Origin of the sequence: Pseudomonas sp. NPDC089428, from assembly GCF_044749325.1 — a bacterium.
Classification (GTDB): Bacteria; Pseudomonadota; Gammaproteobacteria; order Pseudomonadales; family Pseudomonadaceae; genus Aquipseudomonas.
In genome coordinates this window covers 339,290-364,602 of the sequence record NZ_JBIVHT010000005.1, presented here as the reverse complement: position 1 = coordinate 364,602, position 25,313 = coordinate 339,290, and the positions used below count along the sequence as shown (strand labels likewise).

Below are 25,313 nucleotides of genomic sequence, written 5' to 3'. Positions count from 1 at the left end.
TATCCACAGGATTTGAAACCCCTTCGCAGGGCTTGGCCTGTGCAGAAAATGCCTGTGAAATCATCCACAAAGGGCAACTGATCAAAATATGACCGCCACCTTGCAGGCCTTGAAAACAAAGGGATAGAGCGAGGTGCCACCATGTTTTCCACAGGCGGTTCCACATTAATCGTGGAAAACATTCAACCTGTGGAAACAAGGGCTTGCGAGGGGATCGTAGCGTGGCTCGAGAAAGATATGCGACAAGTTGTCCACATTGAGACCGGGGCTGCTTTGCAGCCCCAGATTCGACTTAGTGCCCGCCCAAGTACGCGTTCCTCACCTCTTCGTTGACCAGCAGCTCCTGCCCCGTCCCGCTCATGCGGATCTGCCCGTTGACCATCACATAAGCCCGGTCCGACAACTTCAGCGCATGGTTGGCGTTCTGCTCCACCAGGAAGATGGTCATGCCGGTCTTGGCCAGTTCGCGCAGGGTCGCAAAGATCTGCTTGACCACGATCGGCGCCAGCCCAAGCGAGGGCTCGTCCAGCAGCAACAGTTTTGGCCGGCTCATCAGCGCACGGGCAATGGCCAGCATCTGCTGCTCGCCACCGGACATGGTCATGGCCCGCTGGTTGCGCCGCTCCTTCAGGCGCGGGAACAACTCGAACATACGCTGCATGTCTTCAGCGGCATATTTGTCGCCGATGGGGATGGTCCCCATCATCAGATTCTCCTCGACGGTCATGTCGGGGAACACCCGACGCCCCTCCGGCGACTGGGCGATGCCGTTGGAGGCGATATAGTGCGACGACTTGCGAGTGATGTCGGTGCCACGGTAGACGATATGCCCGGACGCCGCCCGCGGCTGGCCGAAGATCGACATCAGCAGGGTCGACTTGCCGGCACCGTTGGCACCGATCAGGCTCACCGTCTCGCCTTCGTTGATGTGCATCGAAACCTTTTTCAGCGCCTGGATCGGCCCGTAGAAGACGTCCAGTTCCTTCAGTTCGAGAATGGGTGCAGTCATACCAGTTCCTCTTCGTCGGCACCCAGGTAGGCGGCGATCACCGTCGGGTTGTGGCGAATTTCCTGTGGCGCGCCTTCGGCGATCACGTTGCCGTGGTCGAGCACGACGATATGGTCGGAAATGCTCATGACCATGCCCATGTCGTGTTCGATCAGCACCACGGTGATGTCGTGCTCGTCACGCAGCACACGGATCATGCGGCTCAGGGCCTCGGTTTCCTGCGGGTTGAGGCCGGCGGCCGGCTCGTCCAGGCAGATGATCTTCGGCCGTGTGCACATGGCCCGGGCGATTTCCAGGCGCCGCTGCTGGCCGTACGACAGCTCACCGGCCAGGCGGTTGGCGCAGTCGACCAGGTCGACCACTTCCAGCCAGTAGAACGCGTGGTCCAGGGCATCACTCTCAGCCTTGCGGTAGGCCTTGGTGTTGAGCACCCCGGCCAGCAGGTTGCGGTTGACCCACATGTGCTGGGCCACCAGCAGGTTTTCCACCACCGACATTTCCTTGAACAGGCGAATGTTCTGGAAGGTCCGCGCCAGGCCAGCGCGGTTGACCAGGTGGGTACCGCCGAACATCTTGTAGTACAGACGGTTGGCAAAGCGCGCAGGCGATACGAAATCCGCCGCCTGGAAGCGCTCGCCCAGCAGCTGGATGACATTGGTGTGGCTGCCGCGCACGTTCAGCTCGATGCGCCCGCCACTGGCCTTGTAGAAGCCGGTCAGGCAGTTGAACACGGTGGTCTTGCCAGCACCGTTGGGGCCGATCAGGGCAAAGATCTGGTTGCGTTTGACCTTCAGGCTGACGTCGCTGAGCGCCTTGATGCCACCGAACTGCATCATCAGGTTGTCGACCGAGAGAATGATTTCGTCGCTCATGGCGCCACTCCTTTACGCGGGGTCACACCGGTACGGCTGATGCGGATCAGCCCACGCGGTCGCCAGATCATCATCAGCACCATCAGCACGCCGAACAGCAACACGCGGTATTCCGAGAAGCTGCGCAGCAGCTCCGGTGCCACGGTCAGGACGAACGCCGCGATCACCACGCCAACAGTGGAGCCCATGCCGCCGAGCACGACGATGGCGAGGATGAGCGCCGACTCGAAGAAGGTGAACGACGACGGGTTGACAAAGCCCTGGTAGGTGGCGAAGAACACCCCGGCCAGGCCTGCGGTGGAAGCACCGAGGGTGAAGGCAGAAAGCTTGACCAGCACATGGTTCAGGCCCATCGAGCGGCAGGCGATCTCGTCTTCGCGCAGCGCCTCCCAGGCGCGGCCGACGGGCATGCGGGTCAGGCGGTGCTTGATGTACAGCACCGCCAGCACGACGATGAACAGCACGACGTAGATGAACACGAACTTGAGGTTGGCGTTGTAGTCGATGCCGAGGAACTCGTGGATCGGTACCCCGCCGTCCTTGGCCCTGCGGCCGAACTCCAGGCCGAAGAAGGTCGGCGACGGCGCTGGCATGCCGTTCGGGCCGCCGGTGAAGGACAGCCAGTTGTTCAGCACCAGGCGGATGATCTCGCCGAACCCCAGGGTCACGATCGCCAGGTAGTCACCGTGCATCCGTAGTACCGGGAAGCCGAGGATGCACCCCGCCAGCGCCGCAGCGATGGCCGCCAGCGGCAGTACGCTCCAGAAGCCAAGGCCCAGGTACTGGTAACCCAGCGCCAGGCCGTAGGCACCAATGGCGTAGAACGCCACATAACCCAGGTCGAGCAGCCCGGCGAGGCCGACCACGATGTTCAGGCCCAGGCCCAGCAACACGTAGATGAGGCCGAGGATGACCACCGTCAGCAGGTACTTGTTGGCGAACACCGGGAAGATGATGGCGATCACCACCAGCGCCGGGATGATGTAGCGCAACCGCGACTTGTAGTCCGGCGAGTTGACATGCACGCCCGACCCGCCGCTGTCGAAGCCTTCGAGCATGCGCCGCCCGGCGGCGGTCTGCACGTACAGGCTGAGCAGGAAGCGCCCGAGCATCACCCCACCGACCAGCCACGCCACCCGACGAGGTTCGGCGTTGAAGGTGTAGCCGTCGAGTACCACGCCGACGATCGGGCCGAACACGATGAGCGCCAGCAGGCCGGCGACGATGGTCTCGAGCAAGCTGCGCTTGAGATCGAAACCTTTGGTTTCAGAGGCAGAAGCAATCTTGGCAATCGACATGTTCACACCTTAGCCACGAGCGGGCGACCCAGCAGGCCTTGTGGGCGGAAGATAAGGATCATCACCAGCAGCGAGAAGCTGAACACGTCCTTGTAGTCGGAGTTGATCAGGCCAGAGAACAGCGACTCGGAAATACCCAGGATGATCCCGCCGAGCATGGCGCCTGGCAGCGAACCGATGCCGCCCAGTACCGCGGCGGTGAACGCCTTGATACCGATGATGAAGCCGGCGTAGAAGTCGAAGGTGCCGTAGTTCAGGGTGATCAGCACGCCGGCCAGCGCGGCCATCACCGCACCGATGACGAACACGTAGGAAATCACCCGGTCGGTGTTGATCCCGAGGATCGAGGCCATCTTGCGGTCTTGCTGGGTAGCGCGGCACATGCGGCCGAGCTTGGTGTACTTGATCACGTAGGTGAGCAGGGCCATGCCGACGAACGCCGCCACCAGGATGAAGATCTTGGTGTAGGTCAGTTGCACGAAGCCGGTGCCGACTTCGATGCGCATGGCGCCTTCCAGCAGGGTCGGCACGCCTTGCTGGCGGGCGCCCTGGCTGATCTGTGCGTAGTTCTGCAGGATCAGCGAGATGCCGATGGCACTGATCAGCGGTGCCAGGCGAGTGGAGTTGCGCAGGGGTTTATAGGCGATGCGCTCGATGGTGAAGCCATACACGCCCGTGACGACGATGGTGAACAACAGCGTGCCCAGCATCAGCAGGGGGAACGACTCGATACCGAAGTAAGCCAGCAATGCCAGGCTGATCGCCGCGAGGTACGCGGAGATCATGTACACCTCGCCGTGCGCGAAGTTGATCATGCCGATGATGCCATAGACCATTGTGTAGCCGATGGCGATCAGGCCATAGACCGACCCGAGGGTCAGGCCGTTGACCAGTTGCTGCAGGAAAATACCATCCATAACGCAATCTCACCTGAGCGAGACTGCACGAGCGCTGACCACGACAAGCCACGCATGAAGCGGCCCTAGCAGCGCAGAACCGTGCACGTCTCCGAATAAGGACAGGTACCGCAGGGGCAATGGCCCGGACGGGCGTCCGGGCCAGGTGCCGTTATTATTTTTGTTTTTCCAGCTGGTGGTACTTGCCGTCCTTGTCCCACTGGTAGACCACGTAGTCGGAGACGGTCAGGTCGCCCTTGCTGTCCCACTTCTTCTCGCCCATGACGGTCTTGACCGGGTTGGCCTTGAGCCATTTGGCGGCGTCTTCGCCCTTGTTCGACTTGGAGCCGTTGAACGCGGCAGCCAGTGCCTGAAGCGACGCGTAGGCGTACAAGGTGTAGCCTTCCGGCTCGGTACCGGCCTTGCGGAATTCTTCCACCACGGCTTTGCTGTCTGGCAGCAGGCGTGGGTCGGCACCGAAGGTCATGTACACGCCATCGACGTATTGCGCACCACCTGCGGTGGACACCAGTTCGTCGGTGACGATGCCGTCATCAGACATGAACTTGACGTCTTTCAGGCCCTGCTCGCGCAACTGACGTACCAGCGGGCCGGCTTCCGGGTGCAGGCCACCGAAGTAGACCACGTCGGCACCGGCGGCGCGGATCTTGGTGACCACGGCGCTGAAGTCTTTCTCGCCGCGGGTCAGGCCTTCGTACAGCACCGGCTTGACACCACGCTTCTCCAGCTGCGCCTTGGTCGCATCGGCCAGGCCCTGGCCGTAGGTGTCCTTGTCGTGCAGCACCGCAACCTTCTTGCCCTTGAGCACGTCGACGATGTAGTCGCCGGCGACGATGCCTTGCTGGTCGTCACGACCGCACATGCGGAACATCGCGGAAAGGCCACGCTCGGTAACCTGCGGGTTGGTGGAGCCTGGGGTAATGGCGATCACGCCAGCCTCGTCATACACCTCGGAAGCCGGAATGGTGTTGGAGGAGCAGAAGTGCCCGACCACGCCGATCACCTTGTCCTGATCGACCAGGCGGTTGGCCACGGCCACGGCCTGCTTCGGCTCGCAGGCGTCATCGCCTTTCACCAGGACGATCTTCTCGCCATTCACGCCACCGGCGGCGTTGATCTTGTCGGCCGCTGCCTGCGCACCTTTCATGTACTGCTCGCCAAACGCTGCGTTAGCCCCGGTCATGGGGCCCGCGACGCCGATCTTGACGTCGGCCTGAACATACGAAGAAACACCCAGTGCCGTAGCTACGGCCAGAGCCAGGAAACCTTTCTTGTAAAACGTCTGCGACATGAGGTGGTGCTCCTAGAGTTTTTTTTTGGTTGGCACTACAACTTCTCAGCCCTGTGCTCAGAGCAAGGGCCGTGCCATCGGTTTTGTCTTCCGGGAAAACACACTGTAAAGGTCACCCCCAGGCGACCGACGGCCTTTTCTTTATTGAGCGTGCAACCGTCTGCCCCGCGGCAGGCGCCACCACACGTACAGACAAGGAGCAACCGTCGAGTGCCATCATTGCAACCCTGGCAAGTGTTTACGTGCAACCGCCCTGTAACAGTGGACGTCACCGAAGTGCACACCGCTGGTGCGCGACTGCTACAGGCAGCACTGTTTCAAGGCTAGCTGGTGCACGGAAAAACACCTGATTTGGCCATTACGCGGCCTGCGGGGCAGCCGCCTTGCCGGCGAAGAGGCCGGCCCAGACACAACAACGGCAAAAAGACTGGCACAATGTCCACCATTCGCCGTTTCCGGAGCCCCCTTGATGAGCGAGAGCGCATTCGCCGAGCGCATCGTGCACAACCTGCTCGACACCGACTTCTACAAGCTCACCATGATGCAGGGCGTGCTACACAACTACCCAGACGCCGACGTCGAATGGGAATTTCGCTGCCGCAACGGCGAGGACCTGCGCCCCTACCTTGGCGAGATCCGCCATCAACTCGAACTGCTCAGCGACCTGACCCTCGATGATGGCCAGCCAGCCTTCCTCGAACGCATCAGCTTCCTCAAGCCCGACTTCCTGCGCTTTCTGCGCCTGTTCCGCTTCAACTTGCGCTATGTGCGCATCGGCATCGAGAACGACCAGCTGTTCCTGCGCCTGAAAGGCCCATGGCTGCACGTGATCCTGTTCGAAGTGCCGTTGCTGGCCATCATCAGCGAAGTGCGCAACCGCCACCTGCACCCGCGCATGCGACTGGCCGAGGCCCGTGATCAGCTGTACCGCAAGTTCGATTGGCTGTGCGCCCACGCCAGCGACGACGAACTGGCCGACCTGCAGGTTGCCGATTTCGGCACCCGCCGGCGTTTTTCAAGCCGTGTGCAGGAAGACGTGGTGCGCGTGCTGCGCGACGACTTCCCGGGCCGCTTCGTCGGCACCAGCAACGTCGACCTGGCATGGAAACTGGATATCAAACCACTGGGCACCATGGCCCACGAGTGGATCATGGCCCACCAGCAGCTCGGCCCGCGGCTGATCGACAGCCAGATCGCCGCGCTGGACTGCTGGGTCCGCGAGTACCGCGGCCTGCTCGGTATCGCCCTGACCGACTGCATCACCATGGATGCTTTCCTCAACGATTTCGACTTGTACTTCGCCAAGCTGTTCGACGGCCTGCGCCATGACTCGGGCGAGCCGGTGGCCTGGGCGGAAAAGGCCATCGCCCATTACCAGAAGCTGGGTATCGACCCGATGACCAAGACCCTGGTGTTCTCCGACGGCCTCAACCTGACCCGCTCGCTGGACATCTTCCGTGCCTTGCGCGGGCGCATCAACGTCAGTTTCGGCATCGGCACCAACCTCACCTGCGACATCCCCGGTGTGGCGCCGATGAACATCGTGCTTAAAATGACCGACTGCAACGGCTCGCCGGTGGCGAAGATCTCGGACGAAGCCGCCAAGACCCAGTGCCGCGACGAGAACTTCGTCGCCTACATGCGTCACGTTTTCAAAGTCCCCAGCAAGGAGTAACCCATGCAAGCGGTTCAGCAAGAGATTGCCCAGGCGCTGAAGGTACAGCCGCCGTTCGCCGACGCCGCTGCGCTCGAGGCCGAAGTCGCCCGGCGCGTGGCGTTCATCAAGGACTGCCTGGCCAATGCCCGGCTCAAGACCCTGGTGCTGGGCATCAGCGGCGGCGTCGATTCGCTGACCGCCGCCCTGCTCGCCCAGCGCGCCATCAACGAGCTGCGCGCCGAAACCGGCGACAAGGCCTACACCTTCATCGCCGTGCGCCTGCCCTATCACGTGCAGCATGACGAACATGACGCCCAGGCGTGCCTGGAGGTGATCAAGGCCGATGAAGTGCACACCGTCGACATCGCTCCGGCGGTCAAGGCGCTGGCAGCAGAAGTGGTGGAGTTGAAGAATGGTTCACCGACCCTGGTGGACTTCGTCGTCGGCAACGTCAAGGCACGTACCCGCATGGTTGCCCAGTACACCATCGCCGGTGCCCGCGCGGGCCTGGTGATCGGCACCGACCATGCCGCCGAGGCGGTGATGGGTTTCTTTACCAAGTTCGGTGATGGTGCCTGCGACCTGGCGCCGCTGAGCGGGCTGGTGAAAAACCAGGTGCGAGCGATCGCGCGCAGCTTTGGCGCGCCGGAGTCGCTGGTGGAAAAGGTGCCGACTGCGGACCTTGAAGACCTGGAGCCTGGCAAGCCAGACGAGGCATCCCATGGCGTGACCTATCAGCAGATCGATGCTTTCCTGCACGGGCTGCCGGTGGATCAGCAGGCGTTCGACATCATCGTCGCCACCTACCGCAAGACCCAGCACAAGCGCGAACTGCCGTTTGCACCGTGAAAACAACCGGGGCCGCCAAGCGGCCCCGGTTTTCACTGCATGCTTACTTGAGCGTGACAGTGCCTTTCATCATCGAGATGTGGCCAGGGAACGAGCAGAAGAAGCCGTACTTCTGATCAGCCGCCAGCTTGGACACATCAAAGGTCAGCTTGTCAGTCTCGCCAGCACCAATGATCTTGGTATGCGCGATTACGCGCTCATCGCCGGCCTTCAGGTAATTCTTCTCAATCCCTGCGGCCAAGCCGTCGGTAGCGATCGGCTGCATGTCAGCTTCCTTGCTGATGACCACGTTGTGGCCCATGACGTTCTTCGGCAGATTGCCGGAGTGGGTCAGGTTGACGGTGAATTCCTTGCAGCTCTTGTCGACAACGATTTCCTTGGTGTTGAAGGACATCTGATCGGTCGAGTCGACGGTCACCGAGCATTCGGCTGCGAAGACAGAGGCGCTGGCGAGGGTCAGCAGGGATACCGCTACAGCTTTCGCAAACATCATGAATCTCCTTGGCAGGGTTTTATCAATTGCGAGACTGCCTGAAACCGTTCAGCCCCCTGCTGATATGGGTCAAGGGGGTGTCAAGTGGCCAGCCAGTAGAATTGTTCAATCGATTGTATACAACCAATCTAAGGGCACATCATGCCCTTTTAATAGACGATGGGACAACCTCTCATTTAGGAGCAATCGTAATGTCCCTTTCAAGTTTCATGAACAGCCTGCTCGCCGCCTACGCCCACGGGGCCACTGGCGCCAGCTGCGAATTCGCCCGCCCGGAGTGAAACCGGCATTGGAGACGCCAGATAATTAGCTTTACCCTGTCAGCGATATGACTGGAGAAGCACGATGTCTGTACGTTCCGTTTGTGTGTTCTGTGGCGCCAGCATCGGCGCCAACCCTGCCTACCGTGAAGCGGCCATTGCGCTTGGTCAGGCCATTGCCCGTCGCGGCCTGACCCTGGTCTACGGCGGAGGCGCGGTGGGCCTGATGGGCACTGTCGCCGATGCGGCAATGGCCGCAGGTGGCGAAGTGATCGGGATCATCCCGCAAAGCCTGATGAATGCCGAGATCGGCCACAAGGGCCTGAGCCGCCTGGAGGTGGTCGACGGCATGCATGCGCGCAAGGCGCGCATGGCTGAGCTGAGCGACGCCTTCATCGCCCTGCCGGGTGGCCTGGGTACGCTGGAGGAGCTGTTCGAGGTGTGGACCTGGGGCCAACTGGGTTATCACGCCAAGCCGCTGGGGCTGCTCGATGTGAATGGCTTCTATGAAAGGCTCGGCGGGTTCCTCGACCATATTGTCGAGGAAGGCTTCGTGCGGCCACAGCATCGGGCCATGTTGCTGCTGGCGCAGCAGGCGGATGAGCTGCTGGATGGGATGGAGCGCTTCGAGTCGCCGGTGTTGCCGAAGTGGGTCGACAAGCAGCCTGACTGATATTTGAGACTTATGCAGGAACCTGTGGGAGCGGGCTTGCCCGCGAATGAATGGGTGGATCCACCATCGCATTCGCGGGCAAGCCCGCTACCACAGGGTTCTCTATTGCGACTGCATGCTCAGCGCGGGATTACCGGCTGGCGCGGCTTCTTGCCCTTGCCGCCGCCGCCCTTGGCCGCTTCCTTGCGCTCCTTGGCCGCCTGCTGGTTGCGGGCAAACGCCTCGGCCTTGGCCTTCTCGCGCTTGTCCCACGGCTTGCTGCCATCGCTGCCACGCGGTGGCAGGCCAGTGTGCTGGGTGAGGATCTTCTGATCCTTGCCCACCTTGTGGCTGCCAGCCGGGGTCGAGTTCTTGCGGCGCGCGCTCTGGTAGGTGTCGGTCTGCGGTTGGTGCAGCGGGATCAGCTGGTGCTTGCCCGGCCCGATCAGGTCGGCACGACCCATACGCTGCAGCGCTTCACGCAGCATCGGCCAGCCCTTCGGATCGTGATAGCGCAGGAACGCCTTGTGCAACCGGCGCTGCTCCTCGCTCTTGACGATCTCAACCCCTTCGCTCTTGTACGTGACCTTGCGCAGCGGGTTCTTGCCCGAGTGGTACATGGCCGTGGCCGAAGCCATCGGCGACGGGTAGAACGCCTGCACCTGGTCGGCGCGGAAGCCGTTGCCCTTGAGCCACAGGGCCAGGTTCATCATGTCTTCGTCGGTGGTGCCCGGGTGCGCGGCGATGAAGTACGGGATCAGGTACTGCTCCTTGCCCGCCTCTTTCGAGAACTTCTCGAACATGCGCTTGAAGCGGTCGTAGGTGCCGATACCCGGCTTCATCATCTTGTCCAGCGGGCCACGCTCGGTGTGCTCCGGGGCAATCTTCAGGTAGCCGCCAACGTGGTGGGTGACCAGCTCCTTGACGTACTCCGGCGATTCCACTGCCAGGTCGTAGCGCAGGCCCGAGGCGATCAGGATCTTCTTCACCCCCGGCAAGGCACGGGCCTTGCGGTACAACTCGATCAGCGAGCTGTGGTCGGTGTTGAGATTCTCGCAGATGCCCGGGAACACGCACGACGGCTTGCGGCAGTGCTTCTCGATGTCGTGGCTCTTGCAGGCAATGCGGTACATGTTGGCGGTGGGCCCGCCAAGGTCGGAGACCACGCCGGTGAAGCCCGGCACCTTGTCACGCATCTCCTCGATTTCGTTGAGGATCGACTCGTGGGAGCGGTTCTGGATGATGCGGCCTTCGTGTTCGGTGATCGAGCAGAAGGTGCAGCCGCCGAAGCAGCCACGCATGATGTTCACCGAGAAACGAATCATCTCGTAGGCCGGTATGCGCTCCTTGCCATAGGCCGGGTGCGGCACACGGGCGTAGGGCATGCCGAACACGTAGTCCATTTCCTCGGTGCTCATCGGAATGGGTGGCGGGTTGAACCACACATCCACTTCACCGTGCTTCTGCACCAGCGCGCGGGCGTTGCCCGGGTTGGTCTCCAGGTGCAGCACGCGGTTGGCATGGGCATAGAGCACCGGGTCGTTACGCACTTTCTCGAACGAGGGCAGGCGGATCACCGACTTCTCCCGGGTCACGCTCGGGCTGTCGAGGATCTGCACCACCTTGGCTTCGTTCGGGTCTTCCTGGTCGCCCTTGGCCTGCTCGATGGCGCAGGCCTGGGTGTCCTGGGTGTTCACGTACGGGTTGATGATCTTGTCGACGCGGCCCGGGCGGTCGATGCGGGTAGAGTCGATCTCGTACCAGCCTTGCGGCGTGTCACGGCGCACGAACGCGGTGCCGCGCACGTCGGTGATGGTTTCGATCTTCTCGCCGTTGGACAGGCGCTGGGCGACCTCGACGACCGCGCGTTCGGCGTTGCCAAACAGCAGGATGTCGGCGCTGGCATCGATCAGGATCGAATGGCGGACCTTGTCCTGCCAGTAATCGTAGTGGGCGATGCGGCGCAGCGAAGCCTCGATGCCGCCGAGCACGATCGGCACGTGCTTGTAGGCTTCCTTGCAGCGTTGGCTGTATACCAGGCTGGCGCGGTCAGGGCGGCTGCCGGCCAGGCCACCAGGAGTGTAGGCGTCGTCGGAACGGATCTTCTTGTCCGCGGTGTAGCGGTTGATCATCGAGTCCATGTTGCCGGCGGCCACGCCGAAGAACAGGTTCGGCTCGCCAAGCTTCATGAAGTCGTCTTTCGACTGCCAGTTCGGCTGGGCGATGATGCCCACGCGGAAGCCCTGGGCCTCCAGCAGGCGGCCGATGATGGCCATGCCGAACGAGGGGTGGTCGACGTAGGCATCACCGGTCACGATGATGATGTCGCAGGAATCCCAGCCGAGCAGATCCATCTCCTCCCTGCTCATCGGCAGGAAAGGTGCTGGCCCGAAGCATTCGGCCCAGTACTTGGGATAGTCGTAGAGTGGTTTGGCTGCTTGCATGTCAGTGACCGGTTCTGGTGTGCAGGGAAATCGCGGGCGCGGAATATAGCACAAATTTTGACCAAATCCGACGGTGGTTGTCGGATTCATGAGGATCGACGAAAGAAAACATCGCCCCCTGTGGAAGCGGGTTTACCTGCGAATGCGACGGTACAGCTGACATCGCATTCGCGGGTAAACCCGCTCCCATAGGGAACCGATAACTGTCTCAGTGCTTATTCGTCGTCGTCGAAGTTGTACATGCCCGGCGCGAGGTTCTCGAAGCGGGTGTATTTGCCGATGAACGCCAGGCGCACGAAGCCGATGGGGCCGTTACGCTGTTTACCGATGATGATTTCCGCCACGCCCTTGTGCTCGGTCTCGGGGTGGTACACCTCGTCGCGGTACACGAACATGATCACGTCGGCGTCCTGCTCGATCGCACCGGATTCACGCAAGTCGGAGTTCACCGGGCGTTTGTTCGGGCGCTGTTCCAGGGAGCGGTTCAGCTGCGACAGCGCGATCACCGGGCAGTTGAATTCCTTGGCCAGGGCCTTGAGGGAACGGGAGATCTCGGAAATCTCGTTGGTCCGGTTGTCACCGGCCGAACCCGGGATCTGCATCAGCTGCAGGTAGTCGACCATGATCATGGCGATGTCGCCGTGCTCACGGGCCAGGCGGCGGGTACGCGCACGCATTTCCGAGGGGCTGATGCCGGCGGTATCGTCGATGAACAGCTTGCGATCGTTAAGCAGGTTCACCGCCGAGGTCAGGCGCGGCCAGTCATCATCATCGAGCTGACCGGAACGCACCTTGGTCTGGTCAATGCGGCCCAGCGACGAGAGCATACGCATGATCAGCGATTCACCTGGCATCTCGAGGGAGAACACCAGCACTGCCTTGTCGGTACGCAATACGGCGTTTTCCACCAGGTTCATGGCGAAGGTGGTCTTACCCATCGACGGACGGCCGGCGACGATGATCAGGTCGGCCGGCTGCAGGCCGCTGGTCTTCTCATCCAGGTCGGTGAAGCCGGTGGACACGCCGGTGATGTCGCTGTCGGAGTTGAACAGCGTATCAATGCGGTCGATGGCCATGGTCAACAGTTCGTTGACACCCACCGGGCCACCGGTTTTCGGCCGCGCTTCGGCGATCTGGAAGATCTGCCGTTCGGCATCGTCGAGGATTTCCTCGGCATTGCGCCCTTGCGGGTTGAAGGCGTTGTCGGCGATGTCGGTACTGATGCTGATCAGTTGGCGCAACGTCGCCCGCTCGCGAATGATCGCGGCGTAGGCCTTGATGTTGGCCACCGACGGAGTGTTCTTGGCCAGTTCGGCCAGGTACGCCAGGCCGCCAACCTGAGACGACAGGCCTTCCTTGTCCAGCTGCTCGTGCAGGGTCACCACGTCGAATGGCTGGTTGGCGTCGGCCAACTTGTGCACGGCACGGAAGATCAGGCGGTGGTCATGCCGGTAGAAATCGCCATCCGACACCTGGTCCAGCACCCGCTCCCAGGCGTTGTTGTCCAGCATCAGGCCACCGAGCACGGCCTGTTCGGCCTCGATGGAATGCGGCGGCACCTTCAGGGCTGCGGTTTGCAGGTCGAGCTGTTCGGAGTTGGTGATCTCGTTCATGGCCACGAAAGAATTCTGGAGGATGAAAAAGACAAAGGGCACGGCCTGAATGAACAGGACCGTGCCCGATGTTAACCGGCTATCCCGCGAGGGACCACCGGTCAGCGCAGCTTAGGCAGCTACGACGACCACACGTACGGTGGCTTCAACGTCGCTGTGCAGGTGCACGGCTACGTCGTATTCGCCAACTTGACGGATGGTGCCGTTCGGCAGACGAACTTCAGCTTTGGCCACTTCAACGCCGGAGGCGGTCAGGGCGTCAGCGATGTCGTGGGTGCCGATCGAACCGAACAGCTTGCCTTCGTCGCCAGCGGTGGCAGTGATGGTCACTTCCAGCTCGGCCAGTTGGGCAGCACGGCTTTCAGCCGAAGCTTTACGGTCAGCAGCTGCTTTTTCCAGCTCGGCGCGACGCTCTTCGAACGCAGCCAGGTTGGCGGCGTTGGCAACGGTGGCCTTGCCGAATGGCAGCAGGAAGTTACGGCCGTAACCAGCCTTAACTTTAACTTTGTCGCCCAGGTTGCCCAGGTTAGCGACTTTTTCCAGCAGGATCAGTTCCATTTGGTAAAACCTCTTAACTTTTAACCTTCACCGTTCGCGGAGTCTTTCCCCGGAGGGGACTTGCGACCGCGAAAATCAATCAGGCTGTCGACAATGGCCAGGACCATCAGCAACGGGTAGATCAGCTGCATGATCAGCGGCAACGTCACGTACATGCCCACCAGCCAGAACCCGGCCAGTCGCCCCTGTGCCACCAGCCCGTGCATCAAGGCGATGCCAGCCAGCACCAGAACCAGGCTCGACGCCGATGCCAGGATGATGAACTGCGACCCGATAAACGGAGCCACCACCATCACTGCCACCAAGACCGCCATGGTCTGTTTCGGCAACTTCAGTTCGCGAAACTCGCGACCGAAGCCTCCAGGGTTGTACAACGCTGCCTGCCAATAACGCGCCAGCACCAGGGCCAACACGCTGAACAATTGCACCGTCACTGCTGTGGAGGCGACCAGCACAGGGCGGATCAGCTCACCGGAGAGCACCGGCTCACCTTCGATTTTCGGCATGGCTTCGGCAAACGCCTTGGCCAGCACATCGAAGGTCTGCGCCAGCGCCATGTCGAGCACGAGGCTGAAAACCACGGCGAACACGGCACTGGCGACCAGCACACGGCTCCAGGGATGCTCGGCGCGCAACAGCGCGGCCAGGCCCAGGGCACCGGCAATCACCAGGAAGGTGATCGGATCGCCCATGAACCACACGGCCAGCCCGGCCAGCAGGCCGCCGGCGATGACCGTTGAAGCATCCTTGAACCCACGCCGCAGCAGCACAAGGCTGCCGGCAGCGGCACTCAACCAGAACAGCAGCGGCAGTACCGCGCTGATGACCACCACCAGGGTGGCCTGCACACGACCGCGCATGATGAAACTTGCTAACGCTCGCATGCCAATCCCTTACTGCTTGTCGACGACCCGGTCTCAGCGGCCGTGGCTGTCGGTGTAGGGCAGCAGGGCCAGGAAGCGGGCGCGCTTGATAGCGGTAGCCAGCTGACGCTGATAACGAGCTTTGGTACCGGTGATACGGCTTGGAACGATCTTGCCGGTTTCGGATACGTAAGCTTTCAGGGTGTTGAGATCTTTGAAGTCGATCTCTTTCACGTCTTCAGCAGTGAAGCGGCAGAATTTACGACGACGGAAGAAACGTGCCATTTAATAGGCTCCTCTAAAGGTCCGTGGATTACTCGTCAGCGTTATCGCTGGAGTCGCTGTCATTGCTGTCGTCGCCGTCGGCGGATTCAGCATGCTCAGGACGCTCACGACGCTCACGGCGCTCGCTGCGGTTTTCTTCAGCCTTCAGCATCTCGGACTGACCGGTTACGGCTTCGTCGCGACGGATGACGAGGTTACGGATAACGGCATCGTTGTAGCGGAAGTTGTCTTCCAGCTCAGCCAGGGCCTTGCCGGTGCACTCAACGTTCAGCATCACGTAGTGAGCCTTGTGAACATTGTTGATTGCGTAGGCCAGTTGACGACGGCCCCAGTCTTCCAGGCGGTGGATCTTGCCGCCATCTTCTTCGATCAGCTTGGTGTAACGCTCAACCATGCCGCCGACTTGCTCGCTCTGGTCCGGGTGAACCAGGAAGATGATTTCGTAATGACGCATGAATGCTCCTTACGGGTTAGTAGTCTGCCAGCGAATCTGGTCAGACAAGGAGTGAATGACACTGTATGTCTTGCACGGAGGGGAGGCACCTGTGCGCCTGCCAGCTCGGCAAGGGGCGCAATTGTAGAGAAGGCGGGGCGCACAAGCAAGGTGATTGGTGATTATTTGAACAGCCTGAAACACATTCACAGGCTACCGGCCCTTTCGCGGGTGAACCCGCTCCCACAGGGATCGTACAAGGCCTAAGCCTGTGGGGTACCTGTGGGAGCGGGTTCACCCGCGAAGAGTCATGGACGGGCTGCAGATCAGCGCTTGGCCTGGCGCTGGCGCACGGCCTCGAACAGACAGACGCCCGTCGCAACCGACACGTTCAGGCTGCTCACGCTACCGCTCATCGGCAACTTCACCAGGAAATCGCAATGCTCGCGGGTCAGCCGGCGCATGCCCTTGCCTTCCGCGCCCATGATCATCACCAGCGGGCCAGTCAGGTCCTGCTGGTAGATCTCCTGCTCGGCCTCGCCAGCGGTACCGACCACCCACAGGCCCCGCTGCTGCAGCTTCTCCAGCGTGCGCGCCAGGTTGGTCACGGCGACCAGCGGAATCACTTCCGCCGCGCCGCAAGCCACCTTGCGCACCACCGGCGTCAGGGTTGCCGACTTATCCTTGGGCACGATCACTGCGGTGGCGCCCGCCGCATCGGCAGTACGCAAGCAGGCACCGAGGTTGTGCGGGTCGGTCACGCCGTCCAGCACCAGGATCAGTGGCGGCGTTTCGCTGCGCTCGAGCAGTTCCTCGAGCATCAGCTCGCCCCACACCTGGCTCGGGCTGACCTCGGCGACCACGCCCTGGTGCACGCCCTCGACCCAGGCATCCAGCTCACGGCGCTCGGCCTGGCCGACCGGCACGCGGTTTTCTGCGGCCAGTTCCAGCAGCGCCTGGATGCGCGGCTCGCTGCGCCCTTCCGACAGCCAGATCTGCTTGACCCGCTTCGGATGGTGCTGCAGCAACGCCTGCACGGCGTGCACGCCGTAGATCTTTTCCAGCTGACTCATGACTTGCTCTTGCTCTTGCGTGGCGCACCGGACTTCGGCGGGCCTTTACGGTGCTTGGTCGGCTTGCCGGACGGCTTGCCGCCTTTGTCCGACTTGCTGCTGGCGTGGCCGCCGGTGCGCGCCTCGCTCATCAGCGCCTTCTTCATTTCACGGCTCTTGCGCACTTCGGCGTTGCGCTGCACGGCGTCTTTCGGGAAGTACGCTTCGGCAGTTTCGCTCTTGCGGCTGCGCGGTTTTGGCGTGGCCTTGGCTTCGACCGCTGGTTCGGCCTTCTCGGCGACCGGCGTGGCAGCACCCCGCCCCTTGCGACCGATCGGCGCACTGAGCTGCTGCTCGGAGACTTCGAAGTCGATCTTGCGCTCGTCGAGGTCGACGCGCATGACCTTGACCTCGATGGTGTCGCCCAGGCGGAAGCTGCGCCCGGTACGCTCGCCCGACAGGCGGTGGTGCACCGGGTCGAAGTGGTAGTAGTCACCCGGCAGCGCACTGACGTGCACCAGGCCTTCCACATAGATGTCGGTCAGTTCGACGAACAGGCCGAAGCCGGTAACCGCAGTGATCACACCCGGGAAGGTCTCGCCCACGCGGTCCTTCATGAACTCGCACTTGAGCCAGTTGACCACGTCACGGGTCGCTTCATCGGCGCGGCGCTCGGTCATCGAGCACTGCTCGCCGAGCTGGTCGAGGGCATTCACGTCGTACGGGTAGATACGCGCCTTGGGAATGCTCATGGCGCCAGCACGCTTGACGTGCGGGGTATCGACCTTGGAACGGATGATGCTGCGAATGGCGCGGTGCACCAGCAGGTCCGGGTAACGGCGGATCGGCGAGGTGAAGTGGGTGTACGCCTCGTAGTTCAAGCCGAAGTGGCCGTTGTTGTCGGTGCTGTACACCGCCTGGCTCAGCGAGCGAAGCATCACGGTCTGGATCAGGTGGAAGTCCGGGCGCCCGGCGATGCTTGCCAGCAAGGCCTGGTAGTCCTTCGGCGACGGGTCCTTGCCCTTGTGCAGGGTCAGGCCCAGCTCTCCGAGGAAGGCGCGCAGTTTTTCCAGGCGCTCCGGCGGCGGGCCATCGTGCACGCGATAAAGGGCTGGCACTTCGTGCTTCTGCAGGAACGCGGCGGTGGCGACGTTGGCCGCCAGCATGCATTCCTCGATCAGCTTGTGGGCATCGTTGCGCACGGTCGGGCGGATTTCCGCGATCTTGCGCTGGTCACCGAAGATGATGCGGGTTTCCTGGGTCTCGAAATCGATGGCACCCCGGGTGTGACGGGCATCCACCAGCACCTTGTACAGGTTGTACAGGTTCTTCAGGTCCGGCAGGACCTCCTTGTACTCCTCGCGCAGCGCCTTGCCCTCACGGGTACGGGAATGCTCGAGCATGCTGCTGACCTTGTTGTAGGTCAGGCGGGCATGGGAGTGGATCACGCCTTCGTAGAACTGGTAGTCGACCATCTGGCCGGCTTTGTTAATGGTCATTTCGCAGACCATGGCCAGGCGATCGACGTGCGGGTTCAGCGAGCACAGGCCGTTGGACAGCTCTTCGGGGAGCATCGGCACCACGCGCTCGGGGAAGTACACCGAGTTGCCGCGCTGCTGGGCTTCGTTGTCCAGGGCCGAGCCCAGGCGCACGTAGCTGGAGACGTCGGCGATCGCCACATACAGGCGCCAGCCGCCAGAGAACATGCGCAGCTTGCCCAGCGGTTCGCAGTAGACGGCGTCGTCGAAGTCGCGGGCATCCTCGCCGTCGATGGTGACGAACGGCAGGTGGCGCAGGTCGATGCGCTTCTCCTTGTCCTTCTCTTCGACTTCGGAACGGAACTTGCGCGCCTCCTTGACCACCTCGTTGGGCCAGACGTGTGGAATGTCGTAGCTGCGCAGGGCAACGTCGATTTCCATGCCCGGCGCCATGTAGTTGCCGATCACCTCGACCACATCACCCTGGGGCTGGAAGCGCGGCGTGGGCCAGTGGGTGATCTTGATCTCGACGAACTGGCCGATCTTGGCGCCACCGTTACGCCCGGCGGTCACCAGCACTTCCTGCTGGATCTTCGGGTTGTCCGGGGTTACGTAGCCAATGCCACCTTCTTCGAAGTAGCGGCCGACCACGCTTTCGTGGGCACGGGAGATGACCTCGACCAGCACGCCTTCACGGCGGCCACGGCGGTCGACGCCCGAGACGCGGGCCAGGCCGCGGTCGCCATCGAATACCAGGCGCATCTGCGACGGGCTGAGGAACAGGTCTTCGCTGCCGTCATCCGGGATAAGGAAGCCGAAGCCATCACGGTGACCGGAGACACGGCCGCAGATCAGGTCCAGCTTGTCTACCGGGGCATAAGTGCCGCGCCGGGTATAGATAAGCTGGCCGTCACGCTCCATGGCGCGCAGGCGACGGCGCAGGGCTTCGATCTGGTCTTCTTCATGAAGACCGAACTCTGCCGCCAGCTCCTCGCGCGCGGCCGGTTCGCCACGGTCGGCAAGGCGCTGCAGGATCAGCTCACGGCTGGGAATGGGGTTGTCGTATTTTTCCGCTTCGCGAGCGGCCTCGGGATCGAGGGATTGCCAATCGGCCATCAGAAGGGGTTCACCTTGGGGTATATAGATAGGAATTCTGGCATGTGTGTATTGAAACCGGAAATGTCAGCCTTGGACAGCCCCCGCTGCAGTGTATAGAGAGGGGCAATAGGCCTTCGGAATCAACAAGTTGAATTTTTTGAAATTTTTTTCGCTTGGGGGGTTTACAGCCCCCCGGACCGTCCGTATAGTGCGCACCACAACGACGGACAAGCCCGAAGTTGTAGTAGAGATGAACGGCGCTGTAAAGCATCTTTTAATCTCAAATGTGTGCCCAGGTGGCGGAATTGGTAGACGCGCTGGTTTCAGGTATCAGTGACCGCAAGGTCGTGGAAGTTCGAGTCTTCTCCTGGGCACCAAGTATTTCCAAGTAACAGATGACCAAGGATCTGTTACTACTGTGTGAAAGCGAACGATAGTCGCCTTCTACAGATGATGTAAAGCTTTGCCCAGGTGGCGGAATTGGTAGACGCGCTGGTTTCAGGTATCAGTGACTTAACGGTCGTGGAAGTTCGAGTCTTCTCCTGGGCACCATACAAAAACCCACTAGCTTGCTAGTGGGTTTTTTCTTGCCTGCGATTTTTAAATCCCCTCCCCCAATGGCCACCACAACCCCTGTGGTAGCTGGCTTGCCCGCGAAGAGGCCAGCACCGTAGGCAAACCCTCACACGTTACACCTTCGTCTGCCGATGAATTTCTCGTCACCCGGCCACTTGAGAAACGATTTCGTTTACCATTGTTTCCGAATATGTAGCCGTAAGCGAGGAAGTACCCGCATGACGATCCGACCGCAACCGCTGATGCGCACCCTGGCTGCCGCAGTTCTGAGCCTGGTGATCGGCGCTCCGGCCGCCCTGGCAGACGAACCGGTCACGCTGACCATGTACAACGGCCAGCACAAGGAAATCGGCGAAGCCATCGCCAAGGCCTACGAGGCCAAGACCGGCATCCACATCAATATCCGCAAGGGCAGCAGCAACCAGCTGGCCAGCCAGGTCATCGAGGAAGGCGACCGCTCGCCGGCCGACATCATCTACACCGAAGAGTCCCCGCCGCTGAACAACCTGGGCGAGCTTGGCCTGCTGGCCAAGATTGATGACGCCACCGCAAACATGATGCCCAAGGAGTACGTAGGCGCCAACGGCACCTGGATGGGCATCACCGCCCGTACCCGCATCGTGGTGTTCAACCCGAAGAAGATCGACGAGAAAGACCTGCCGACCACGGTCATGGACTTCGCCAACCCGGAGTGGGAAGGACGCGTCGGCTATGTACCAACCAGCGGCGCCTTCCAGGAACAGGCCGTGGCCATCCTGAAAATGCACGGGCGTGAAGCCACCGAAGAATGGCTGACCGGCCTGAAAGCCTTCGGCAAGGCCTATACCAACAACATGGTCGCCCTCAAGGCCGTGGAGAAAGGTGAGGTCGCCGCCGTACTGGTCAACAACTACTACTGGTATGCACTGGAGCGTGAACGCGGCAAGCTGGATTCCAAGCTCTACTACCTGGCCGATGGCGATGCCGGCAACCTGGTTACCATTTCCGGCGCCGCCGTGGTCAAGGCCAGCAAGCACCCGAAAGAAGCCCAGGCCTTGCTCAACTGGATGGCCAGCGAAGAAGGCCAGCGCGTGATCACCCAGACCACCGCCGAATACCCGCTGCACAAGGGCATGGTCTCCGACCGTGGCCTGAAGCCGTTCGAAGACCTGCGCCCGCCGAAGATCTCGCCAGCTGACCTAGGCAATGCCGAGGAAGCGATCGAGCTTGAACGCGAGGTCGGCCTGCTCTGATGACTGCCGCCCTGTCCGAGCCGGTGCCGGTACGTTTCGTACCGCGCCGCAAGCGCCCCTCGATCTGGGTGGTGCTGCCTGTGCTGTTCCTGGTGGCGATGAGCGTGCTGCCGTTGCTGTACGTTGCCATGAAAGCCTGGGAAGCCGGCTGGCGCGAAGCCCTGCACCTGCTCTGGCGCCCGTTCGTGTGGGGGCTGATGCGCAACACTCTGATGCTGATGGCCGGGGTGACGCTGGCATGCATGGTGGTGGGCCTGGCCCTGGCATGGCTGCTCGAGCGCAGCAACCTGCCCGGCCGCCGGCTGTGGGGCGTGGTGCTGTGCCTGCCGTTCGCCGTGCCGTCGTTCGTCAGCAGCTTCACCTGGGTGTCGCTGAGCTCGGACTTCGAAGGCCTGGGCGGGGCGATCCTGGTCATGGCGCTGTCCAAGTACCCGCTGGTGTTCCTGCCGGTGGCTGCGACCTTGCGCAACCTCGACACGTCGCTTGAAGAGTCGGCGCGCACCCTGGGCTACAGCCGCTGGGGCGTGTTCCGCAAGATCACCCTGCCGCTGCTGTGGCCGTCGATGCTCGGCGGCGCACTGCTGATCGCCCTGCACATGCTGGTCGAGTTCGGCGCGCTGTCGATCCTTGGCCTGCAGACCTTCACCACGGCGATCTACCAGCAGTTCGAACTGGAGTTCAGCAACGCCAATGCCGCGATGCTCTCGGCCGTACTGCTGGCGCTGTGCCTACTGATGCTGTGGCTGGAGCTGCGCGTACGCGGCAAGGCCCGCCACGTGCGCATCGGCCAGGGCGTGGCGCGCCGCGGGCAGCCGGTGCGACTGCGTGGCTGGATGCCGTTGGCGCAACTGTTCTGCCTGGGCCTGGCGATTCTCGGCAGCGGTATTCCGCTGGCGATGCTGGGTTATTGGCTGAGCGTGGGGTCATCGGCAGCCTTCCCGGTCGCAGCAATCAGCAAAGCACTATTCACCTCGCTGTCGGTGTCGCTGGGCGGTGCGGGCTTCTGCGTATTGCTGGCATTGCCGGTCAGTTTCCTGGTGGTGCGCTACAAAGGCCGCCTGGCACTGTGGGCCGAACGCCTGCCGTACCTGCTGCACGCCCTGCCCGGCCTGGTCATCGCCCTGTCGCTGGTGGTGTTCTCGCTGCACTATGTGCCAGCGCTGTACCAGACCACCGCGCTGTTGCTGCTGGCTTATGCGCTGCTGTTCCTGCCCCTGGCCCAGGCTCCGGTTCGCACTGCGCTGAACAAGGCTTCGCCGACCCTCGAAGAAGCGGCCCGCACCCTCGGTGCCAGCAGCTTCGCAGCGTTCTGCCGGGTGACCCTGCCGATCATCTTCCCGGCCATGGCGGCGGCCTTTGCCTTGGTGTTCCTTGATGCCATGAAGGAGCTTACAGCTACCCTGCTGCTCAGCCCGACTGGCATGACCACCCTGGCCACTGAAGTCTGGGCACATACCGCCAATGTCGAGTTTGCGGCGGCGGCGCCGTATGCGGCGTTGTTGATTGTGGTTTCGGGGTTGCCGGTGTATTTGCTGACTACGCGGATGTACTTGAATAAGGCTTGAGAATGAATCCAGGCTGGCGAGCAGCCTGGATTTTCAAGCGACACACACCAGCTTATCTCCAGTACTCTATCCAAACAAAAAACAGCAAAATCAGTGCAATCAGAAAAATTTGTACAATCCACAAGCGCACTAATAGCCTCTGCAGGTCGGCGGGGGCCATACTAACGTCATCGCTATCCAATAGACCCTTTCGAACGCTAAAATTTTTCATAGACAGCATTGCAGAAATTGACCCTAGCCGCATGACTTTCCCGAGCAACCCAGCATGAGAATATATTTCTCTATTCACAGCCACCATTCGGCTATTTGACAAAATTGATTCGATACGATTCAGATAGCGGTACGCAGCGAGCACCCACACAACAAACATCAAAAACGGCGAAACAATTACAAACACACCAAGCACTGCCAGGTGCAAGTTACTCATCGCACTGCCTCGTACAAAATCTCCCCCACTCTTTCTCCCAGAGCTTCGCCAAGCTCACCGCCAGCAATACCTCCAGTAGCCCCCCCAATACCACGCATGCGAAAGTTGCCGTTCTCCGGTGGGAATACCTATAGCAACACATGCCATTGGCCCCAATACGCCCCCGACATGTCCACCGATCCCTCCCAGCCCCAAGCCCCCAACTAGTGAACTCCTCTCGACATACTTAACCTTTCTACACGCCTCTTCCCGCCCCAGCACGCAAGCGTTACGAATTGACAGTTCGGTTGACGCCACATCAAGCGCCATCCCTAAATACCCACCTCTTTTTACCCACTTAGCCGCCCTCGCCACGCCAGATATTTTTTCTGCATACCCTCTAATCTCACCTCCGTGAAGAAATCTTTTGGTAGATATATCCAGCGCATGCTTGATTTTACCCCGATTGTGCAACCCTGCCCCATACGCAGCCAAACTATCCAGCTGCGCCTCCAACTTCAAAAACAACGCCGTACGTTTTGAGTAGAATTCATCACGAGCTTTCAACGTGCCTTGATGCAAATAATCTCGGTATAGCTGTTCTATCTCCCCTAACGTTTTCTTGATAGCTTCAAGATGCTTACTCCAAGCATCACTAGCTGTACCAGCGCCGATGGAAGCACGGGTCAGCAAGCTCTGCAGTAGCTCAAAATTTTCCAGAAGGAACCCGTCAAATCCACCGCCGTTCAACTCGATGTCAAGGTGTATACCGGCCGCCTTGCCCATGAGAAAAGCCTCGTGACTGGTACAAGACGGGGTGCTCGGGTCGCCAACAATCACCAGTTCGCCAGGGAAAACCACACTATTGACGATATGCGCATTCAACACATCAAACTTGGCCCGCTGATTCGCGTTCATAGGTGTATCGGCCTTCAGCGACTCATAGGACTGCGCGTGTGGATTAATGTAGCTACGTGCCTCGGACATGGTCGCTCCTCACGCATATTTCTTGTTACTGATGCGATCCCAGCCACCGGTCACATTGCCACCGGCGCTGCCATCGAGACGTTTCTGCCGCGTGTAGGTGGTCTTGATGCGTCCGTAGTTCAGCTGCACCACTTCCATCGGCACGCCGGCACTGGCGCTCTGGGCGTAGTCGGCGATGATCACTTCTTCGAGGACCACTTCGTAGTACTTGAGCTTGTCGCCACCCGCACGGCACAGCACCAACTTCACTTCTTTCAGGTGCTGGCCGGCACAACTGGCCTCCAGCAGCTTGCAGCTGGCGCTGTCCAGGTACTTGGTGAAAGAGAAGTTGGTGAGTGTGGTACGGCCTGATGATGCGCCGCCTGCGGAGCTGGCGGTGGCAGAGGTGCTCTGGTTGGCGCCAAACTTGTAGCCTGCAATCTCGATCCAGTTGGTGAACTGCTCGTCCAGTGCTTCGCCAGCAATTTCGGTGATTTGAATATAAGCATCGAAAGCCATGCTTACCTCTCCTTGGCAATATTTGGGCTGAATAACGACAGCGCTCTCACACTGTCGTCTTGCGGTTGTGCCTGAAAAGCAGACGGCGGATTAGCACTGCCGCCTCGAGGCCCGGTTGACACTAGTTCCCTGTGCCAAGCCACGCAATAGCACGCACCCATCCAAGCAAACTTTGGGAAATTGCCTACAACATCGGGTAAAAATTCTGATTTATTAAGTAAGAATGTGTTGCTTATCGACGTTTGAAACGATGTCCCTGCAGGTTGGCCAGCATCCGCCGCACGATCACGCCATGAACCCTTCCAACCGGCACCATGTACAAACGCCCGAAGGTGTTGAAGCACTTCACCGAGGTCGTCACGCTCAACTGCAGGAGGCCGCACTCTCCTGCCGACACGCCCATGCAGACCATGACGGCCAAGTGCGTATCGCGCGAGGTCAGCACCAGTTGCTGGTCGCTTATGGCCTCGACAGCGAAGAAATCGAGGCGCTCGCCGACGGCTGGCACCTGCCCTAGATCGCGGCGAGTGAAGCCGTGGATATCGGCGACATTGAAACGGCGCGAGATGAAGTCACGAATGCGGAAGGCCCTGGCCAACCAGCCGGGGATGTCCGAGGTCATGGCGCAGTACGCTTGCAGGGGGGTCATCAGGGCAGTGAGCTGTACGCTGTCACTGTGCAGGAAATCCAGGTCGTCCTGGGCGGCGACCAGCTGGGTGGACATGAGCAACTCCCTTTGCCATGTATCGCCGACAGCATAGCAACATGACTCGATGCGGGAGATTCTGTCTTGCTTAATGTGTTCAAGCTGGTGCGATCCTTGTGGGAGCCGCGCTTGCCGGCGATGGGCCGCGAAGCGGCCCCATAATTTCAAGGTTGTTGCATAAATTGCCGGGGCCGCTTCGCGGCCCATCGCCGGCAAGCGCG

At 61.0% G+C, this 25,313-nt stretch carries 23 protein-coding genes and 2 tRNA genes; 7 read left to right on the top strand and 18 right to left on the bottom strand.

The annotated features are described in order from the left end of the window. Positions 1-292: 292 nt before the first annotated feature. From ACIPZ5_RS12795 to ACIPZ5_RS12775, 5 genes are all read right to left on the bottom strand, one after another. Positions 293-1,009, bottom strand: coding sequence for an ABC transporter ATP-binding protein (locus ACIPZ5_RS12795; protein WP_261942489.1), 717 nt, complete (start codon positions 1,007-1,009; stop codon positions 293-295). Next, the gene (locus ACIPZ5_RS12790; protein WP_085676784.1) at positions 1,006-1,881 is read right to left on the bottom strand and encodes an ATP-binding cassette domain-containing protein; all 876 of its coding nucleotides are present in this window, start codon (positions 1,879-1,881) and stop codon (positions 1,006-1,008) included. The genes ACIPZ5_RS12795 and ACIPZ5_RS12790 overlap by 4 nt, the downstream gene beginning before the upstream one ends. After that, on the bottom strand, positions 1,878-3,179 hold the full coding sequence (gene livM, locus ACIPZ5_RS12785; RefSeq protein ID WP_261942488.1) for a high-affinity branched-chain amino acid ABC transporter permease LivM: 1,302 nt from the start codon (positions 3,177-3,179) through the stop codon (positions 1,878-1,880). The genes ACIPZ5_RS12790 and livM overlap by 4 nt, the downstream gene beginning before the upstream one ends. Positions 3,180-3,181: 2 nt before the next feature. Continuing rightward, positions 3,182-4,096 carry an ABC transporter permease subunit gene (locus tag ACIPZ5_RS12780; RefSeq protein WP_261942487.1) on the bottom strand — a complete coding sequence of 305 codons (915 nt, stop codon included), beginning with the start codon at positions 4,094-4,096 and terminating at the stop codon, positions 3,182-3,184. A 154-nt stretch (positions 4,097-4,250) separates the two neighbouring features. After that, complete coding sequence (locus ACIPZ5_RS12775) at positions 4,251-5,387, bottom strand: branched-chain amino acid ABC transporter substrate-binding protein (protein WP_343598229.1); 1,137 nt, start codon at positions 5,385-5,387, stop codon at positions 4,251-4,253. Positions 5,388-5,856: 469 nt separating this feature from the next. Here ACIPZ5_RS12775 and pncB point away from each other — a divergent pair, with 469 nt between their 5' ends. Together pncB and nadE are read left to right on the top strand one after the other, a co-directional pair. After that, positions 5,857-7,062 carry a nicotinate phosphoribosyltransferase gene (gene pncB / locus ACIPZ5_RS12770; protein ID WP_400808948.1) on the top strand — a complete coding sequence of 402 codons (1,206 nt, stop codon included), beginning with the start codon at positions 5,857-5,859 and terminating at the stop codon, positions 7,060-7,062. A 3-nt stretch (positions 7,063-7,065) separates the two neighbouring features. Next, a complete protein-coding gene (gene nadE, locus ACIPZ5_RS12765; protein WP_261942485.1) occupies positions 7,066-7,893 on the top strand; it encodes an ammonia-dependent NAD(+) synthetase in 828 nt (275 codons plus the stop codon). Between the two features lie 43 nt (positions 7,894-7,936). Here nadE and azu read toward each other — a convergent pair whose 3' ends face one another. After that, the gene (azu, locus tag ACIPZ5_RS12760; RefSeq protein WP_313710521.1) at positions 7,937-8,383 is read right to left on the bottom strand and encodes an azurin; all 447 of its coding nucleotides are present in this window, start codon (positions 8,381-8,383) and stop codon (positions 7,937-7,939) included. A 348-nt stretch (positions 8,384-8,731) separates the two neighbouring features. Here azu and ACIPZ5_RS12755 point away from each other — a divergent pair, with 348 nt between their 5' ends. Beyond that, entirely contained in the window at positions 8,732-9,319 is a 588-nt protein-coding gene (locus ACIPZ5_RS12755) for a TIGR00730 family Rossman fold protein (RefSeq protein WP_313710520.1), read from the top strand. Between the two features lie 119 nt (positions 9,320-9,438). Here ACIPZ5_RS12755 and ACIPZ5_RS12750 read toward each other — a convergent pair whose 3' ends face one another. The 8 genes from ACIPZ5_RS12750 to rnr form a co-directional block, all read right to left on the bottom strand. Further along, a complete protein-coding gene (locus ACIPZ5_RS12750) occupies positions 9,439-11,742 on the bottom strand; it encodes a YgiQ family radical SAM protein (protein ID WP_343598223.1) in 2,304 nt (767 codons plus the stop codon). A 215-nt stretch (positions 11,743-11,957) separates the two neighbouring features. Next, a complete protein-coding gene (gene dnaB, locus ACIPZ5_RS12745) occupies positions 11,958-13,355 on the bottom strand; it encodes a replicative DNA helicase (protein WP_027920759.1) in 1,398 nt (465 codons plus the stop codon). Between the two features lie 111 nt (positions 13,356-13,466). Continuing rightward, positions 13,467-13,913, bottom strand: a complete 447-nt coding sequence (gene rplI, locus ACIPZ5_RS12740) for a 50S ribosomal protein L9 (RefSeq protein WP_008101037.1) — start codon at positions 13,911-13,913, stop codon at positions 13,467-13,469. A 20-nt stretch (positions 13,914-13,933) separates the two neighbouring features. Further along, a complete protein-coding gene (locus ACIPZ5_RS12735) occupies positions 13,934-14,797 on the bottom strand; it encodes a hypothetical protein (RefSeq protein ID WP_060485666.1) in 864 nt (287 codons plus the stop codon). A 33-nt stretch (positions 14,798-14,830) separates the two neighbouring features. Then, on the bottom strand, positions 14,831-15,061 hold the full coding sequence (gene rpsR / locus ACIPZ5_RS12730) for a 30S ribosomal protein S18 (protein ID WP_003249563.1): 231 nt from the start codon (positions 15,059-15,061) through the stop codon (positions 14,831-14,833). Between the two features lie 28 nt (positions 15,062-15,089). Further along, positions 15,090-15,515, bottom strand: coding sequence for a 30S ribosomal protein S6 (rpsF, locus tag ACIPZ5_RS12725; protein WP_013974420.1), 426 nt, complete (start codon positions 15,513-15,515; stop codon positions 15,090-15,092). A 305-nt stretch (positions 15,516-15,820) separates the two neighbouring features. Continuing rightward, complete coding sequence (rlmB, locus tag ACIPZ5_RS12720; RefSeq protein WP_027920757.1) at positions 15,821-16,567, bottom strand: 23S rRNA (guanosine(2251)-2'-O)-methyltransferase RlmB; 747 nt, start codon at positions 16,565-16,567, stop codon at positions 15,821-15,823. Then, positions 16,564-19,140 (bottom strand): ribonuclease R, encoded by a 2,577-nt coding sequence (rnr, locus tag ACIPZ5_RS12715; protein WP_400808944.1) that lies wholly within the window; start codon positions 19,138-19,140, stop codon positions 16,564-16,566. The genes rlmB and rnr overlap by 4 nt, the downstream gene beginning before the upstream one ends. Before the next feature lie 272 nt (positions 19,141-19,412). Between rnr and ACIPZ5_RS12710 the strand changes: the two genes are divergently transcribed. The 4 genes from ACIPZ5_RS12710 (at position 19,413) to ACIPZ5_RS12695 (ending at position 22,495) form a co-directional block, all read left to right on the top strand. Next, positions 19,413-19,499, top strand: a tRNA-Leu gene (locus tag ACIPZ5_RS12710). Between the two features lie 88 nt (positions 19,500-19,587). Further along, positions 19,588-19,674 (top strand) — tRNA-Leu (locus tag ACIPZ5_RS12705). A gap of 242 nt (positions 19,675-19,916) precedes the next feature. After that, positions 19,917-20,930 carry an extracellular solute-binding protein gene (locus ACIPZ5_RS12700; protein ID WP_261942481.1) on the top strand — a complete coding sequence of 338 codons (1,014 nt, stop codon included), beginning with the start codon at positions 19,917-19,919 and terminating at the stop codon, positions 20,928-20,930. After that, positions 20,930-22,495: an iron ABC transporter permease gene (locus ACIPZ5_RS12695; RefSeq protein ID WP_261942480.1), complete on the top strand. Its 1,566-nt coding sequence runs from the start codon at positions 20,930-20,932 to the stop codon at positions 22,493-22,495. Before ACIPZ5_RS12700 ends, ACIPZ5_RS12695 begins: the two co-directional genes overlap by 1 nt. A gap of 52 nt (positions 22,496-22,547) precedes the next feature. Here ACIPZ5_RS12695 and ACIPZ5_RS12690 read toward each other — a convergent pair whose 3' ends face one another. The 4 genes from ACIPZ5_RS12690 to ACIPZ5_RS12675 all read right to left on the bottom strand — a co-directional run bounded on the left by ACIPZ5_RS12690 (position 22,548) and on the right by ACIPZ5_RS12675 (position 25,110). Beyond that, a complete protein-coding gene (locus ACIPZ5_RS12690; protein WP_400808941.1) occupies positions 22,548-22,922 on the bottom strand; it encodes a hypothetical protein in 375 nt (124 codons plus the stop codon). 54 nt (positions 22,923-22,976) lie between these two features. Next, a complete protein-coding gene (locus ACIPZ5_RS12685; protein WP_400808938.1) occupies positions 22,977-23,888 on the bottom strand; it encodes a hypothetical protein in 912 nt (303 codons plus the stop codon). Positions 23,889-23,897: 9 nt separating this feature from the next. Beyond that, positions 23,898-24,386, bottom strand: a complete 489-nt coding sequence (locus tag ACIPZ5_RS12680) for a type VI secretion system tube protein Hcp (RefSeq protein ID WP_343598211.1) — start codon at positions 24,384-24,386, stop codon at positions 23,898-23,900. Between the two features lie 232 nt (positions 24,387-24,618). Further along, on the bottom strand, positions 24,619-25,110 hold the full coding sequence (locus ACIPZ5_RS12675; protein ID WP_400809056.1) for a DUF2867 domain-containing protein: 492 nt from the start codon (positions 25,108-25,110) through the stop codon (positions 24,619-24,621). Positions 25,111-25,313 lie beyond the last annotated feature (203 nt).